Origin of the sequence: Haloplanus aerogenes, from assembly GCF_003856835.1 — an archaeon.
GTDB classification, from domain to species: domain Archaea; phylum Halobacteriota; class Halobacteria; order Halobacteriales; family Haloferacaceae; genus Haloplanus; species Haloplanus aerogenes.
Window position 1 is genome coordinate 1,922,729 of record NZ_CP034145.1, and the last position, 14,100, is coordinate 1,936,828.

Genomic DNA, 14,100 nt, shown 5'->3' on the forward strand with positions numbered 1-14,100 from the left:
AAGTATGTCTGACAGATTCGCGGATCGGACCGACGCGGGCGAACAGCTCGCCGGCGAACTCCTCGACCGCGGGGTCGACGCCGACTTCGTGCTGGCGATTCCGCGCGGCGGACTCCCGCTGGGTCGGGCTGTTGCCGACGCTCTCGATGCCCCGCTCGACATCGTCGTCGCCTCCAAAATCGGGGCGCCCGGCAACCCGGAGTACGCCATCGGCGCCGTCGCCAGCGACGGGAGCGTGTGGCTCGACGACGAGGCAATCGGCCGTCTGGGCGTGAGCGACGCGTACGTCGAGCGAGAACGAGCGGCCGAAATCGAGGCGGCCCGGGAGAAGGCGTCGCGCTACCGGGGCGACCGGACGGCACCCGACCTGACCGGGAAGACGGTCGTCGTCGTCGACGACGGTGTCGCCACGGGATCGACTGCCCTCGCCGCCCTCCGTCTCGTCCGCGAGGGCGGCGCCGAGCGGGTCGTCCTCGCGATACCCGTCGGACCGCCGGATACCGTCGCGGAACTGGAAACGGTCGCGGACGCGGTGGTCGTGCTCCAGACGCCGGCGACGTTCGGCGCCGTCGGGGCGTTCTACGACCGGTTCGATCAGGTGAGCGACGAGGAGGCGATGGCGTATCTGGACGACGCGGACTGACGGGGGACACCCCTGCATGAACGACCAGTATATTTCTCAGCTATCAGGAACGACTGGGAGTATTTTCAGGGAGGAACACCCTACATCTAGCTGTCATGTCCAAGCGAAACCCGTTCGACGAACTGGACGAGTTGTTCGACCGGATGCAGGCGAACATGGAGAAGGCGGCCCGGATGTGGGATCCCGAGTCGCTGGGAAGCGAGTTGCCGGGCGCCTCCGCGATGAGCATCGACCTCGAAGATCGGGGTGACGAACTCGTGTTGACGGGTGATCTCCCCGGCTTCGAAACCGAGGATATCGACGTGCGGGTGAAAGAGCGGACGCTCCACATCGCGGCCGAACGCGACGAGACGGCGGAAGAGGAGTCGGGAGAGTACGTCCGCCGCGAGCGCCGTCGGACCTCGGTGTCGCGGTCGATCCCGCTCCCGAGCGCCATCGACACCGACGGGATCGCCGCCACGTACAACAACGGCGTCCTGACGGTGCGGATGCCGAAAACCGAGCCGAGTTCCGAAGGCACGCGCATCGACGTGAACTAACGCTCCCATGACGACTGTCCCTCGACCGTTCACGCCGGACCTTCCCCCGGGCTACGCCATTCGGCGCGCCCACGAGGGGGACGCCCCGGCCATCGCGCGGGTGTACGCGGCGGCGTATCCGCCGGACACCGACTACCCGCTGGTCGAGGCGGCAGCCGTGCGTTCGCTGCTCGACGACGGGACGACGGCGACGTTCGTCGCCCGGCGGGAGGGACAGGTCGTCGGCGTCGCCGCCGTCGAGTACGATTCGTTCGACGAGGGCAACGCCCAGATCTGTAAACTCGCGGTTCATCCCGACCACCAGGGGCAGGGACTGGGGCGTGAACTCCTGAAACACCGGCTGAACGTCCTCCGCACCGACCCCACCTTCGACGGCCTGATCTACTCGGCCGCCGTCACCTCCCATCCCGCTTCCCAGCACAACCTGATCGCCCGCGGGTTCGAACCCTACTCCATCCACAAACTGTTCCAGGGCGGCTACTTCGGGCCGGACGCCGAGAGCGAGGCGATCATGCTCTACACGCCGAGCATCGAGTACGACGAGCGCGACGTGTACGTGCCCGAGCGCTACCGCCACATCGTCGAGCGAACGCTGGCGCAGGCGTCGCTCGACCTCCTCGGGCGGCGCATCCGCACGGTCAACACCGTCACTTACCCCACCGCGGATCAGTTACGGATGGCGCTGTCCCACGAGGCGGGCTTCCTCTGGGAGGTGACGCCGGGAGGAAGCGAGTCGTGGGCGGAGACCAAGTCGGAACTGCTGGCGGCCGTGCGCGACGACGACGAACACCTGATGGTGCCAATCGACGCCAACGCGCGACAACTGCTCGCGCTGTACGAACCGCTCGAACGTGTCGGCTTCTACCCCGCGGGCTTCATCCCCGACTGGCTGACTCGTGACGGTGAGAACCGCGACGCCTTCGTCTTCCAGCACCCGCCCGAGGAGCGACCGACCACGATGCAGGTCGTCGCCGACGTGAAGGCACTGCTGGACGTTCTGGATATGGATTACCGCGTCGTGGCGGACCACGACTGGTACTGGGAACTCGAGGTGGCGTAGGTCATTCGTACGGCGCGCCCTCGACGAACGCCGTCAGCGCCCGGTAGTAGTCGGGGAGGCTGTCGACGACGAGATACTCGTAGCCCTCGTGAGAGCCGTAGGCCTCCGGCCCGAACGCGACGCCGGGGATGCCGTGGGTGGCGAAATGTCGCAGGTCGCTCGTGTGGGGCTTGCGGACCAGGTTTACGTCCCGGCCGATCACCCGTTCGGCGTGGCGTTGCAGGCCGCGGACGTGCGGGTCGTCGGGGTCGGTGTCGACCGGCGCGCCGTGGCCGACGCTCTCGACGGTGAGGCCGTCGATGCCCCGGAGCGCGGTCAGCACCCGGTCGCGGGCGTCGGCGTCGGGATACCGCACGTCGAGGCGGAGGCGCGCGCGGTCGGGCACCTGATTGATGGCCGTCCCGCCCTCGATCAGGCCGTAGTTGACGGTCGTCGGCCAGTCGCCGTCCTCGGCGTCGAACACCGCCCGTATCTCGGGGTGGGCGTCCATGAGGTTCGCGATGGCGTTCTCGCCCTGTTCTGGCGTCGCGGCGTGGGCCGAGGCACCCGTCGCGGTCAGATCGATCCGGATCACCCCCTTCTGCCGGTAGACGATATCCAGATAGCCGTCGAGGTTGTTGGGTTCGCCCGTGATGCAGAAGGCGGGGTCGTAGCCTCCTTCTTCCAGCAAGTAGCGCGCGCCGTGGTGGCCGCCGCGTTCCTCGTCGGTGACGACCATCAGCGCGAGCGACGGCGGCGACTCGTGACGCGAGCAGTCGCGCACGACGTGCATCATCGTCGCGAGACCGCCTTTCATGTCCGCGGTCCCACGGCCGGAGAGTTCGCCCGCGTCGACGTACCGCGGCGTGAACATGGAGTCGGCGGCGGGCACCACGTCGAGGTGGCCGTGGAAAACGATCTCCGGCGACCGTGACCCGTCGAGCGACACCACGAGCGAGGAGACACCCTCGTGGTCGAAGCGCTCGATATCGACCGCCTCGTCGGCGAAGAAGTCGATGACGTACGACAGGGCGGCTTCGATTTCGGCCGGGCGGTCCTCGGTCGTGCGGTACTCGACGAGATCGGCAGTCGTGGCCGCCACCCGATCCCGGAGTTCGGACTCCCCGGCGTGCGCCATCGTCTCCACTTCTCGACTGTCCTATTTGTATCTGTTCCGGAGACGGGTCACCGTTCGCCCGCCTGGAACGCCCGCACCGCGTCGAGCGTCGGGACACCGTTGCGCGCCCCCGATTCCCGCGTCGCCATCGATCCCGCGACGACCGCCGTCTCGACGGCCTCCCGGAGCGACGCGCCCGCGGCGAGGCGCGCCGCCAGAAACCCGTTGAGCGCGTCGCCGGCACCGGTCGTGTCGACCGGCTCGACGGCCGGCGGATCGACCGTGAACCGTCCGTCCGGCGTCTCCACGATCAGCGTGTCGCCGCCGCGTTTGCGGACGAGGGCGCCGTCGTAGTCGTCGAGGTCGATGGCCGCGTACTCGTGTTCGTTCGGGGTGAGTACGTCGACGGCGTCGCACGCGAGGAGCGGATCGACGCCCTCGGGCGGCGCGGGATCGAGGACGACCGTCGGCCGGTCGGGATCGTCCGCGAGATCCGTGAGCAGGGACGCGATCGGTTCGACGGGAATCTCGTTCTGCAGGAGGAGACAGTCCGCGTCGCGGACGACAGCGCGCACCGCGGCCACGTACGCGTCGTCGACGGTGCCGTTGGCTCCGGGGTGGACGACGATCCGGTTGTCGCCACCCGCCTCGACGAACACGTAGGCTGAGCCGGTCGGTGCGTCCGCGGTGCCGACGTGGGCGGCGTCGACGCCGGCGGCCGCGAGAGTGGGGAGCACGTCGTAGTCGTCGTGGTCGGCGCCGACCTTGCCGAGCATCGTCGCGTCGGCGCCGGCCCGAGCCGCGGCGACGGCCTGATTCGCGCCTTTGCCGCCGTGTCGGGTCTCGTCGGCGTCGACCGAGAAGCCGCCCGGGAGCGTGTCGACCCTGACGGTGTGCCCCTGCTCGGGGAACCAGTCGTAACACTCCGCGAACGACGTAATCTCGGCGTCGGTCGCGTGAACGACGTGGTCGACGTTGATGCTTCCGAGGCTGACGACGCGGCCCATCGTCTCCTCGTCGCGGCCGGCAGCCACCTATACGTTCGGGTCGTCGCCGACGGGCCAGTGCAGTCGCGCGCGACATCGGATATCGGACGGGAAAGGGCTTCGGATAACAGTAGTGTGTCTGACAGTTGGGCACGCCCCGGCACGTCGGCAGCGACGGGCGCCAACCCGGAGTGATGTGTACCCACCCGCCAAAACATTCTCCAAGATTGACAATCATCACCAACGTTTATTTAAATCCCGATACGACAGTGCCATGCCATGTCAATCCTGGCTGCGGTCGACGACGACGACGAAACCGATGTCGTACAGCGAGGCTACGAATTAGCGCAGGCTTTCGGCGAAGACCTAGTGGTACTGAACATCCAGCCCGAGACGGGGAGTGTCGAGACGGCCGAGGAGGTGGCCAGCAACGCCATCCGACTGGCGCTCGACGACCCCGAGAACGTGACGGCGGCGGGAGCGCTCGGCGACCCGGCCCCGCGCATCCTCCACGAGGCCGAGGAGCGCAACGCCTCGTACATCGTTCTCGGGCCCCGAAAGCAGACCCCCATCGGGAAGGCCCTCATGGGCAGCGTCTCCCAACTCGTCCTGCTGAACGCCGACTGCACCGTGGCGTTTGTCGCTGGCGAGTAACGGGACCGACGACCGGCCGACGATTTTTACCGCCGCTTGCGGCCGTCCCGTCGAGCGATGCTTTCGACACCCACACCAAGATAGCTATACGTGGGAATCGCTTACGGCAGGTTATGACACGACGCGTATCCGCCGGCCTCTCCCGTCGGCGGTTCGTCCTCGGTGCGGCGTCGGCAGCCGCCATCGGCCTCGCGGGCTGTACGGGATCGACGGATCGACCGGAGCCAATCGCACTGACGGGCGACAAGAGCTGCGACCAGTGTGGGATGATAATCGACCAGCACCCGGGGCCGTCCGGGCAGACGTACTACCGGGACAACAGCCCCGAGGATCACGACCCTCCGGCCTGGTTCTGTAGCACGGTGTGTACCTACCGCCACCGGTTCGAGACCAGCAACCGGGGCTGGCAACCGCAGGTGACGTATCTCACCGACTACGCCATCGTCGACTACAGCGTCGACCGGGAGGGTGGCACGCAGGTCCTCTCGGCGCATCTGGCCGCCGAGAACTTCGCCGCCACCGACGGCTTGGAGGTAGTGATCGGATCGGAGGTCGAGGGCGCGATGGGGCCAGCGATCGTACCCTTCAGCGACACCGACGCGGCCGAGGAGTTCGCGTCGACGTACGGCGGCGAGATCGTCGCCGCCGAGAACATCTCCAGAGAACTCGTCGCCCAGCAGTGACCGTCGTTCCCAAACCCTGGGAACCGGCAGGATAGTATTGTTATTCAGGTACAAGATAGTGGGTATGAGCGACGTTCGCCGTCAGGTGCGCGAGCACGTCCGGACGAACCCCGGCGTCCACTTCAACGAACTCGCACGCAACCTCGATATCGCGACCGGTCAGGCGCAGTACCACCTCCGGCGACTCGGTCGAAGTGACGAGGTCGTCGCCGAGCACATTCGGGGGCGGACCCACTACTTCGATCCCGAGTACGACGCCTGGGAGCGCCGGACGCTCGCGCTCTACCGCCGCGAGACGGCGCGCGATATCATTACGCTCCTCCTCGAGGCGGGAACGCTCTCGGCGGCCGCGATCGCCGAGCGGCTTGAGCTCGCCCGGAGCACCGTCTCCTGGCACGTCGACACGCTGGCGGACGCCGACATCGTCGACCAGTCGTACGGCGCTCGCGGTCAGGTCGAGGTGACGCTGGCCCACCCCGAGGAGACGATCCAGTTTCTGGAGACGGTCACGCCCTCCCTCGCGGACACGCTCGTCGACCGGTTCGTTCGGCTCGTCGACGGCGGCCTCCACAGCCCCGCCGACGATTAGACTGAACCGGGTCGCACACGCGACCCGGTGGGCGGCGACGTTCGACCGCTACTCATACGGATTATTGTAACTGTGTACCGGTGGTTCGCCAAGATGGCCCGGCGAACCACCGGTGCTGACTTACAATAAACCGTATCAGGCCCGACGCGCCCGAACCGCGAGCGTCGCGACCAGCAGGGAGACGCCGGCCCACACGACGAGTCCCGCCGCCGCGATGGGTGTGGCAATAAAGCCGGAGCGCCCCGCGAACGCGACGTACAGCACCGTCTCGAACACCAGTCCGCGGTAGGCGCTCGCGGGCGACAGCCCGAGCAGGGCGTCGAGGCCCACGTCGAGGCCACCGGTCATCGCCCGGAAGACGGTCACGTCGGCGCCGACGACCACGACCAGCAGGCCGACGAGCGCGAGCAGGATCGCCCGGCGGCGGGAGTCCGCGAGCGCCGAGATGGCGACGGCGATGGCGAGCGTCGTGAGTGCGAAGACGCCCGTGAGTGCCAGAAAGCGGACGAACAGGAGCGGCGAGTCGACGCCGCGGTGCGTAGCGAACACCGTCGTCGCCGGGCCGGCGGACACCGCCACGACCCCGCCGAGGACGGTGAGTGGCACCAGCACGACCGCGAGCAGGGCGACTGCGCGCCCGGCGTAGACGCCGACGACGTACGCCCACGGCGGAAGGGGGTAGGTGGCGAGAACGTCGAGCGTCCCGCGGACGGCGTCGTCGGCGATGGCGCGGTAGCCGACGGCGAAAGCCACTGCCGGGACCAGCACCTCGACGACGAGCAACACGTCGACCACCGTCGGGATGTAGCCAGCGGACGGCCCGTTCCCCGCCTGTGCGAGGCCGAAGACGACGAGCGTCATGGCGAGCGCGAGGAGGAGATACGTCCGACTCCGGGTGGCGCCGCGAACCTCGCGCGCGAAGACGGCCCAGAACGCGCCGACTCGACTCGTCATCGCGTCGCCTCCGTGCGGATGGCCACGCTGTCGTCGGCCTCGACGAGGCTCGTGAACGTCTCGTGGAGCGGGCCGCCCGTCCGTTCACGCAACGCCGCTGGCGTGTCGGCCGCGACGACTTCGCCCCGGTCGAGGACGACGACCCGGTCCGCCGCGCGTTCGACGAGCGGGAGGTCGTGTGAGGTGACGACGACCGAGTGGCCGTCCTCGGCCAGTGCCTCGACGATGTCGAACACCCGTCGGCTCATCCCCGGGTCCAGCCCGCTCGCCGGTTCGTCGAGTGCGAGTACCGGCGGATCGCCGGCCAGCGCCTGCGCGATGCCGAGCAGTCGCGTCATGCCGCCGGAGAGTGCCTCGACGCGGCGGTCCGGCACCCGGTCGAGGCCGACCCGGTCGAGCAGTTCGTCCGGATCGTCGTCGACCAGGCGAGCGTAGAACGCGATCGTCTCGCGCGTGCTAAATCCGGGGCGGAAGGTCGGTGCCTGCGGTAGGTAGCCGAGCGGGCGTGTCGCGTCCGGCCCGTCGTAGGTCACCTCGCCGTCGCTAGGGGCGAGGAGGCCGGCCAGAATCCGCAGGAGCGTCGTCTTGCCCGAGCCGTTGGGGCCGATCAGGGCGACGACGCTGCCCGCCGGAATGTCGATCGATACGTCAGAAAGCGCAGTCACGTCGCCGAACGTGCGGTGCACGTCCGTCGCGTGGAGGTAGGTGTTCTTGTCCGTCATGCAGCTCGTCTTTCCGTGTCCGTCTCGTTGCGGGCCTGCGCGAGACGCTCCGGGTTCGCCGGGCGTCGGAGCGGTGCGAGGTCGATGATACTGGCCTTCCGGAACCCGGGCGTGGTCCCGCGGAACGCCCGCAGGCCGCGAATCGTCGGTGCGGCGCTCAGCGTGACCGCCGCGTCGGTCCGGTGGAGGCGGCGGTCGAGTTCGTCGGTGGGCGAGTACGGACGCGACAGCGTGCCGTCCCCACCATCGGGCGCCATATCGTAGGCCCCGTCCCAGTAGTTGCCACGACCGTCCTCGGTGTAGATTCGAAGCGGTCCGGGGCCGGCGGTAGCGTGGCGGTCGTTGTCGACGAAGTCGTTGGCGACGACCCGATTCGACGGCACCACCGTCGAGGCGGCGAAGCCCACTTCGTTCTCGTAGAGGACGTTGTGTTCGTAGGTGGTCTGCGTGGCGTACGCCACCATCCCGCGGTCGGTGTCGACGACGACGTTTTCGGCCACGTAGCTCTGTGCCCCGCCGACGAAGATGCCGCCGTTGGCGTGGCGCACGTCGTTCCCGACGATGGCGTTGGCCGTCGGGCGTGTCATGACGACGACGCCGCTCCCCTCCTGCCCGCGGGCGACGTTGTCCGCGACCAGCGTATCGGAGGTGTACATGAGGTGGACGCCGAAGCGGTGATCGAGGAACGTGTTGTTCCGGACGACGGTGCCGTGAGCGCGGTGGAGGTAGACGCCGTCGCGACCGCCTTCGACGTACGAGTTCTGGACGACGACCGCGTCGTTCATCGCGATGACGCCCATGAATCCGTCGAGCCACTCCTCGGAGCCGTACACCCGGAGGTCGTCGACGACGGCGCCGGGTGCCCGCCGGACCAACACCCCGTTTGCTGGGGTGTGGATCGTCACGTCGTGGACGTAGAGGCCGGAGACGTTCCGCGCGTCGATGCCCGCGTCGCCACCGCCGTACCCCTGCTGGATCGGGGCGTCCCAGTCGCCGCTCCCGGACGCGTTCTCGGCGCGGGTCGCGTTGCCGACGCCGCGGATCGTGACCCCGGTCACCGCCACGTCGTCCGCCCGCACGTCGATCACCGTCCCCTCACCCCCGCCGTCGAGGGTCGCGTTCTCGCCTCGGAGGGTGAGCGGCTTGTCGACCGTGACGTGCTCCGCGTAGGTCCCCGACGGGACGACGACGGTCGTGTTCGGCGGCGCCGCGGCAACCGCCGCCTCGATCGTCGGCGCGTCGCGGCCGACCACCACCGATTCCTCGCGGTCGAGGAGAGGGTCGACGGCGGCGACCTGTCGATCCGCCCGTGCCCGGCGGTCGTCGACCTGTGATTTTACGCCGGCCGCACTCGGGACGGGTGGCGGATTGCGGCGGAGTTCGTCCCAGTTCACGACACGTCCGCCACAGGCGTCGGCGAAGGCTGCCGCGTCGTCGCCCGACGAGAAGGGAACGACGACCGACTCGCCGGCCAGCGTCGCCCGACTTCCGACCACGAACTGCGCGTCCGTCACCGACACCCAGTCGGGGTTGGTGGCGGCGGTGAGCGTGCCGTTCGCGCATCCCGGCGACCGCCCGGCGTAGTCGGAGGCGTAGACGGCGAGCGGGTAGCCGAACTGCTGTTCGCGTCCGGGTTCGTCGAGCGCCGACACCGCCTGAGCGACGCCCGCGTAGCCGACCACGTAGCGATACTGCGAGTAGAAGACTTCGACACGGGGGATGGAGGCGCCGCGGTGTTCGGCCGCCTGTTCGATCTCCTCGGTGACGCCGAGTTTCACCGTGTCCTCGAACGGAACCGGGTCGGGGCGTGCGGCGCCGAGATCGACGGCGAACGCGCTGATCGCCGTCGTGATCAGCAGGAGGACACACACTCCGGCGACGACCTGCCATCTTCGCGTTGCCCCGTCACTCATCGCCTCGTCGTAGTCCGGGGACGTATTTACGTCGTCTGGTGTGGCTATCTAACCCTGGTACTCCGCGTAACTCACGCAGTAGGCCTCGGGGGCGATCGTCCCCTCGACGATGGCACACGCGCCCATCCCGTCGCCGTTCTTGTCCTCGATGTAGAACTGGCAGTTCGAACACTGCTGGCCGTCGTTCGGCTGTTCCTGGTAGTTCACCGCGGACTTCGCGGAGAGGCTGTCGGGGTTGCGCTGGGTGCCGCCCAGACTGGTCGCCGTCTCGTACTCGGCAGGGACACCGCCGTCGCCACCGCCGCCGCCACCGCCGCCACCGCCGCCGCCACCGCCGCCGCCACCACAACCGGCCAGTCCCGCGGTGAGTCCACTTCCGAGCAGTGCGAGCATTCGGCGTCGATCGGCGGTCGTCAGTCGCTTGCTCATGAACGTCCCTTATGTTATCCGTACTGAATAAACTCTGGTGTATGCGTCGAAATCTGTGCGGAGTGCGCGTAGATACCGACCTTTTTGGTGGCCTCCCGTTTATCCCCGGCAGGGCGTGTGGCCTAGCGGACTAGGGCAAGAGGTTCCTAACCTCTAGATCGCGGGTTCGAATCCCGCCACGCCCGTCTCGTTCAGTAGCGATTCGAATTGACCGGACGGCGTCGGGGCGTTCAGTCTTTCTTTATATACTCCCGCTTTACCGAGCAGCGAGAGTTGAACCCGCGTCGAGTCGGGGGTCGGCTCCGTCTGGCGTTCGTATTGAATCATGCGTGCCAGATGGTTATGTTTTGTTACCCCACATGATTCTCAGCCCATGTGTAGTATGAACTGATTATTCGCTGTATAACGACAGGCTTCGGTTGACCGTCGTGAGACCGCCTCCACAAATCTCTAGAGGAAACCAAGTGGTTTGGATCGTAATCAGCTCGCATCTGCTCGAAACGGGGCAGAGACGGTGTCACAGGTAATAGGATGAGTTATACTGAAGTCCCGTAATCAGGGATCTATTGAGATAGCGAGGGGAACGTAGAACATGAGTTCACCTCCCACCGATGGTATATCCCTTTCCTTCCGCCTGCGAGACCTCTGCCTCCAGATCCTTACGAACATCATCGAAGGCAGCCACAACTTCGTGTATCAGCTTGGATAGAGATGTGGAAACGAGTTTCCATTCGAGTTCATCTTCCGCCGACAAGAGGGCATCAGTCACTTCTACCAATGCTAGAGCACTAAATTGAGCGGGGTCGGTGAATCCAGTATTCGACGGTCCCGACAGCATCACTTCGCTCTGCGTTTCCTCTGTCAACCCCATCCGGAACAGCGTCCCTTTTGAGCCACCATGGACTGTATTACTGGCAAACGCAAAGAACGGTTCATACCTATCTAGATCGACATCCTCTGCGATTGTACGTCTCGATGGATTTTTGTCTAACTCCGGAGCTGCCCACCCGTAGGAAGTTTTGAAAACGCCTCCGTACTCCTCGACCTTACTCTCGAATCGTTCTTTTAACGCTGCCCACTCCTCTTCCGGTACTGGTGCGAACCCGAGCTCCTCACGGTGATCTCGATATAATTCAATCTCTCGATAATCGTCAACGATTTTGTGTTCAAGAAAGCGCCTCGCTATGTCTTCTCCATACTTTTCGATAAATCGGGATGATACCGCTATTTCGTAGAGTGCCCGCCACCGGGCAAATGCCCCATCTGCATATCCGGTGCGCATCAGAGAAAGTACCTCCCGAGCTACTTGACAGGCCCGAGCGTGCAGTCTCATCAGTGCGGAGAAGAGCGGATCATCCTCTGGTACCTCATTTTCAATGAGCTGTTGTTTCAGCGCAACTCCAGATTGATGGTTCAGAATAATAAGGTATTCAAACAGGTTGAAAGCGTCTCCCCACCGTTTGTGTAACCGCTCTTCGAATCCTCCGCGTGTTTCTGCCTCCTCGTTTATTACTGCAGGATATTTTTCTGCATACTCAGTAAGGAGGCGATCAGTGTACTCACGTACGAGCCATTCCACCCCAGTCACATCTTTGGGGATATCTGGATCAGAGTCTAAGGCCTTCTCAACAGCCTCTGCAAACCAGTCTGGGTGGACCATTGGAGAGTGTTTGAAAAGCAACCTGTGTAACTTTTCGCACTCGATGAAAGTCTGTATGGATTGATAGATTGTGGTGCCAATATCGATCAGTCCATATCCAACTTCACAGCGGTCGTGGTCAATCGTTGTTCTTCAGCTCACTCTAACAGATTCGTTCTCAGGTCATGCAAATCCCTGTAGCCACCACTAACTGGTCTCGAAATCTCGTTGGAGTGTTTCTCTCAGTCGTTCGCTCAAATCTCACTCAGCCGTCCCAGTGACAGCGTCGACAATCCTTGCGTCGAGAGTGATCATCGTTCCCCGCTCAGAAGTCGTCGAGGGTGTAGCTACCCGTCTCATTGTCTCTGTTCCAATTAACATTTGTATCCCCACGGGTTCCCTCGTTCGAATCCGTAGTCGCCCTGCTGCCTCCATCAACCTCCTCGTCGTCAATCAATTCCTCGACAGTCTCTTCGTCGAATTTTTCCAGAGCGTGCTTCTTATTCCAGACTTCGGCGTGAGCGAGAATGTGCGACTCCTCCGTAGAATATCCCTCACGCTCGGCAGCGTTGAACGCCTCACGGTACTCGGGGTTGCTTACCATCGTGTCCCAGTTCGGGTCTACGTTCAGATCCTTCCCTTTCCGTTCGAACTCCTCGTCACTTGCTCTATGATCTACCATTCTTGTATTCACTCCCTTGCTGCGGGATTCGCTAGATGTCTGGACTATCTCGCCCTGCTGACGGCTACGGTACGCTAATTCCGTTATTCTCGTCTCTCTAGTACTAACCCAGACTACTTGTTAGTTTTCGCTGACCTATCAGAGAATCCTGTTCTATCACTTTCCATGCCATCGGTCAGAGATTTCTGTGATGGGATTGGTGCCGGAGACGAAGGTTCGAATCTTGGAGGCGTTGGACGAGGAGCAAGCGCATGGGTATCTCCTCGCCGAGCGTCTCGATCTCTCCCACGGGTACATCTACACTCACCTGAAGGAGCTTCGTCAAGAGGGCATGATCGAGGTCGTCGACGAATCCGAGGGAAAGAAGATCTACGGGCTGACGGAAAACGGCGAGTACCTGTTGAAAGCGCTCATCGATCGAAATTGAGACACTACTTCTCGTTCGACTACCCACCCCGCGAAATAGCAGAGAATCACTCCCGCTCTCTGGACGAATGCCTTTTGAGAGCGCTGCACGGGAGTTTCAGGTTTCGGTATCGATTGGGTGCTTTGCCTGAAGGTTCAGCCCATGGGAGCTATCACTCCGAAGTCGAATGGGGGCTTATCAAGAGATCAACCTGACACAACCTGACATCCCCTTGATGTTGTTTTTACCCGTCTGAACCCTCAGTGAGTTCGTATGCTATCCGTGGTGAATGGGTAGTGTCCGTTTGAGCCATCAGATACCTTCGGGAGGTGCTCCGGTGACTTGCCTCCCCGTGACATCCTGACTGAACCTTCAGCCAGACCAGTGCGATACTCCGATCGACGTGTGCTGACTGCTTCCCGTATCGAAGGGCGATTCCGATGAAATCGGAGATAGCTCTCGTCGTCTCGATCAGAGTGCATCCCACGTCGCTCAGATGCGCTCAAATCTCTGAGAAGCCGAGCTACTCCGGTTTCTCACACCTCGATCACTAATCTACGTGGTTTCCATCGTTCCCATCGAAGTCTGCTGTAGAAGGCCCTTGGAACGCCTCCAGAGACCCAAATGAGGACTTGACCGTGATTCGAGAAGACTCACGGAAGACTACCTACGTCTGGACGTTGAACTCCCCAGCATACCACCCGGCACCTTCTTGATCGATACTCCCACCGAAGATCGTGATGAGGCGGATGTCCGTATCGTCGATCGGGAGCACCCCGCCGTTCCACGTCTCCACGTCCTCGACCACGAACTGGATCACGGGACTCTGGTTCATGATGAAGTTGACGCGATCGCGGAGAAGTTCGTGGACGTGCTCGGCAGCATCCTTGGGATCGTCCGAAGCCGCGAGGTAGTCGTCCAGTCCGGTGACGGTCACGTCGAGCGGGAGTTCTTCCTGCTGGTCGACGTGCCGGAGGAACTCAACGATGCTCAGTTCGTCGTCGTAGACACCGTGCTTCGAAGCGGCGTCCTGCGACATCACGTGGTAGCCGATTTCCAGCGTCATCGATCAGTTGGCTGATACTGTGTCGGTTTGGTTCATAAA

16 protein-coding genes and 1 tRNA gene are annotated in these 14,100 nt (G+C 64.1%); 8 read left to right on the top strand and 9 right to left on the bottom strand.

Translation table 11 applies throughout. The features are described 5' to 3' along the window. The first annotated feature begins 4 nt into the window (after nt 1-4). From DU502_RS09780 to DU502_RS09790, 3 genes are all read left to right on the top strand, one after another. Nucleotides 5-643 (top strand): phosphoribosyltransferase, encoded by a 639-nt coding sequence (locus tag DU502_RS09780; protein WP_121919186.1) that lies wholly within the window; start codon nt 5-7, stop codon nt 641-643. 95 nt (nt 644-738) lie between these two features. Then, nucleotides 739-1,182 carry an Hsp20/alpha crystallin family protein gene (locus tag DU502_RS09785; RefSeq protein ID WP_121919187.1) on the top strand — a complete coding sequence of 148 codons (444 nt, stop codon included), beginning with the start codon at nt 739-741 and terminating at the stop codon, nt 1,180-1,182. 7 nt (nt 1,183-1,189) lie between these two features. Continuing rightward, on the top strand, nt 1,190-2,242 hold the full coding sequence (locus DU502_RS09790) for a GNAT family N-acetyltransferase (protein WP_121919188.1): 1,053 nt from the start codon (nt 1,190-1,192) through the stop codon (nt 2,240-2,242). 1 nt (nt 2,243) lies between these two features. On the opposite strand, the gene DU502_RS09795 is transcribed toward DU502_RS09790, so the two are convergent. Together DU502_RS09795 and DU502_RS09800 are read right to left on the bottom strand one after the other, a co-directional pair. Next, a complete protein-coding gene (locus DU502_RS09795; RefSeq protein ID WP_121919189.1) occupies nt 2,244-3,359 on the bottom strand; it encodes a M20 family metallopeptidase in 1,116 nt (371 codons plus the stop codon). A gap of 47 nt (nt 3,360-3,406) precedes the next feature. After that, a complete protein-coding gene (locus tag DU502_RS09800) occupies nt 3,407-4,372 on the bottom strand; it encodes a PfkB family carbohydrate kinase (protein ID WP_241966760.1) in 966 nt (321 codons plus the stop codon). Between the two features lie 231 nt (nt 4,373-4,603). On the opposite strand from DU502_RS09800, the gene DU502_RS09805 reads away from it, so the two are divergent. The 3 genes from DU502_RS09805 (at nt 4,604) to DU502_RS09815 (ending at nt 6,250) form a co-directional block, all read left to right on the top strand. After that, nucleotides 4,604-4,978: a universal stress protein gene (locus tag DU502_RS09805; RefSeq protein WP_121919190.1), complete on the top strand. Its 375-nt coding sequence runs from the start codon at nt 4,604-4,606 to the stop codon at nt 4,976-4,978. Between the two features lie 113 nt (nt 4,979-5,091). Beyond that, nucleotides 5,092-5,661 (top strand): nitrous oxide reductase accessory protein NosL, encoded by a 570-nt coding sequence (locus DU502_RS09810; protein ID WP_121919191.1) that lies wholly within the window; start codon nt 5,092-5,094, stop codon nt 5,659-5,661. A 64-nt stretch (nt 5,662-5,725) separates the two neighbouring features. Next, nucleotides 5,726-6,250 (top strand): winged helix-turn-helix transcriptional regulator, encoded by a 525-nt coding sequence (locus DU502_RS09815; protein ID WP_121919192.1) that lies wholly within the window; start codon nt 5,726-5,728, stop codon nt 6,248-6,250. 135 nt (nt 6,251-6,385) lie between these two features. Here the strand turns inward: DU502_RS09815 and DU502_RS09820 are convergent, their stop codons facing one another. The 4 genes from DU502_RS09820 to DU502_RS09835 are packed head-to-tail and all read right to left on the bottom strand — an operon-like array spanning nt 6,386 to nt 10,268. Beyond that, nucleotides 6,386-7,204, bottom strand: coding sequence for an ABC transporter permease (locus tag DU502_RS09820; RefSeq protein ID WP_121919193.1), 819 nt, complete (start codon nt 7,202-7,204; stop codon nt 6,386-6,388). Next, complete coding sequence (locus DU502_RS09825) at nt 7,201-7,926, bottom strand: ABC transporter ATP-binding protein (RefSeq protein WP_121919194.1); 726 nt, start codon at nt 7,924-7,926, stop codon at nt 7,201-7,203. The genes DU502_RS09820 and DU502_RS09825 overlap by 4 nt, the downstream gene beginning before the upstream one ends. Then, nucleotides 7,923-9,839: a NosD domain-containing protein gene (locus tag DU502_RS09830; RefSeq protein ID WP_121919195.1), complete on the bottom strand. Its 1,917-nt coding sequence runs from the start codon at nt 9,837-9,839 to the stop codon at nt 7,923-7,925. Before DU502_RS09830 ends, DU502_RS09825 begins: the two co-directional genes overlap by 4 nt. Nucleotides 9,840-9,887: 48 nt before the next feature. Beyond that, nucleotides 9,888-10,268, bottom strand: a complete 381-nt coding sequence (locus DU502_RS09835; RefSeq protein WP_121919196.1) for a high-potential iron-sulfur protein — start codon at nt 10,266-10,268, stop codon at nt 9,888-9,890. Nucleotides 10,269-10,379: 111 nt separating this feature from the next. Between DU502_RS09835 and DU502_RS09840 the strand changes: the two genes are divergently transcribed. Continuing rightward, a tRNA-Arg gene (locus DU502_RS09840) sits at nt 10,380-10,453 on the top strand. 413 nt (nt 10,454-10,866) lie between these two features. Here the strand turns inward: DU502_RS09840 and DU502_RS09845 are convergent. Further along, nucleotides 10,867-11,928: a DUF5677 domain-containing protein gene (locus tag DU502_RS09845; RefSeq protein WP_124897055.1), complete on the bottom strand. Its 1,062-nt coding sequence runs from the start codon at nt 11,926-11,928 to the stop codon at nt 10,867-10,869. Nucleotides 11,929-12,232: 304 nt separating this feature from the next. Then, nucleotides 12,233-12,589, bottom strand: coding sequence for a hypothetical protein (locus tag DU502_RS09850; protein ID WP_121919197.1), 357 nt, complete (start codon nt 12,587-12,589; stop codon nt 12,233-12,235). Nucleotides 12,590-12,779: 190 nt separating this feature from the next. Here DU502_RS09850 and DU502_RS09855 point away from each other — a divergent pair, with 190 nt between their 5' ends. Beyond that, on the top strand, nt 12,780-13,016 hold the full coding sequence (locus DU502_RS09855) for a PadR family transcriptional regulator (protein WP_241966761.1): 237 nt from the start codon (nt 12,780-12,782) through the stop codon (nt 13,014-13,016). A 646-nt stretch (nt 13,017-13,662) separates the two neighbouring features. Here DU502_RS09855 and DU502_RS09860 read toward each other — a convergent pair. Then, the gene (locus tag DU502_RS09860) at nt 13,663-14,061 is read right to left on the bottom strand and encodes a hypothetical protein (protein ID WP_121919199.1); all 399 of its coding nucleotides are present in this window, start codon (nt 14,059-14,061) and stop codon (nt 13,663-13,665) included. Nucleotides 14,062-14,100: the final 39 nt, after the last annotated feature.

Bases quoted from the DNA above. Each gene is read 5' to 3' on its own strand.
- DU502_RS09780 (WP_121919186.1), top strand. From the start codon at position 5: ATGTCTGACAGATTCGCGGATCGGACCGACGCGGGCGAACAGCTCGCC.
- DU502_RS09785 (WP_121919187.1), top strand. From the start codon at position 739: ATGTCCAAGCGAAACCCGTTCGACGAACTGGACGAGTTGTTCGACCGG.
- DU502_RS09790 (WP_121919188.1), top strand. From the start codon at position 1,190: ATGACGACTGTCCCTCGACCGTTCACGCCGGACCTTCCCCCGGGCTAC.
- DU502_RS09795 (WP_121919189.1), bottom strand. From the start codon at position 3,359: ATGGCGCACGCCGGGGAGTCCGAACTCCGGGATCGGGTGGCGGCCACG.
- DU502_RS09805 (WP_121919190.1), top strand. From the start codon at position 4,604: ATGTCAATCCTGGCTGCGGTCGACGACGACGACGAAACCGATGTCGTA.
- DU502_RS09810 (WP_121919191.1), top strand. From the start codon at position 5,092: ATGACACGACGCGTATCCGCCGGCCTCTCCCGTCGGCGGTTCGTCCTC.
- DU502_RS09815 (WP_121919192.1), top strand. From the start codon at position 5,726: ATGAGCGACGTTCGCCGTCAGGTGCGCGAGCACGTCCGGACGAACCCC.
- DU502_RS09820 (WP_121919193.1), bottom strand. From the start codon at position 7,204: ATGACGAGTCGAGTCGGCGCGTTCTGGGCCGTCTTCGCGCGCGAGGTT.
- DU502_RS09825 (WP_121919194.1), bottom strand. From the start codon at position 7,926: ATGACGGACAAGAACACCTACCTCCACGCGACGGACGTGCACCGCACG.
- DU502_RS09830 (WP_121919195.1), bottom strand. From the start codon at position 9,839: ATGAGTGACGGGGCAACGCGAAGATGGCAGGTCGTCGCCGGAGTGTGT.
- DU502_RS09835 (WP_121919196.1), bottom strand. From the start codon at position 10,268: ATGAGCAAGCGACTGACGACCGCCGATCGACGCCGAATGCTCGCACTG.
- DU502_RS09845 (WP_124897055.1), bottom strand. From the start codon at position 11,928: ATGGTCCACCCAGACTGGTTTGCAGAGGCTGTTGAGAAGGCCTTAGAC.
- DU502_RS09850 (WP_121919197.1), bottom strand. From the start codon at position 12,589: ATGGTAGATCATAGAGCAAGTGACGAGGAGTTCGAACGGAAAGGGAAG.
- DU502_RS09855 (WP_241966761.1), top strand. From the start codon at position 12,780: ATGGGATTGGTGCCGGAGACGAAGGTTCGAATCTTGGAGGCGTTGGAC.
- DU502_RS09860 (WP_121919199.1), bottom strand. From the start codon at position 14,061: ATGACGCTGGAAATCGGCTACCACGTGATGTCGCAGGACGCCGCTTCG.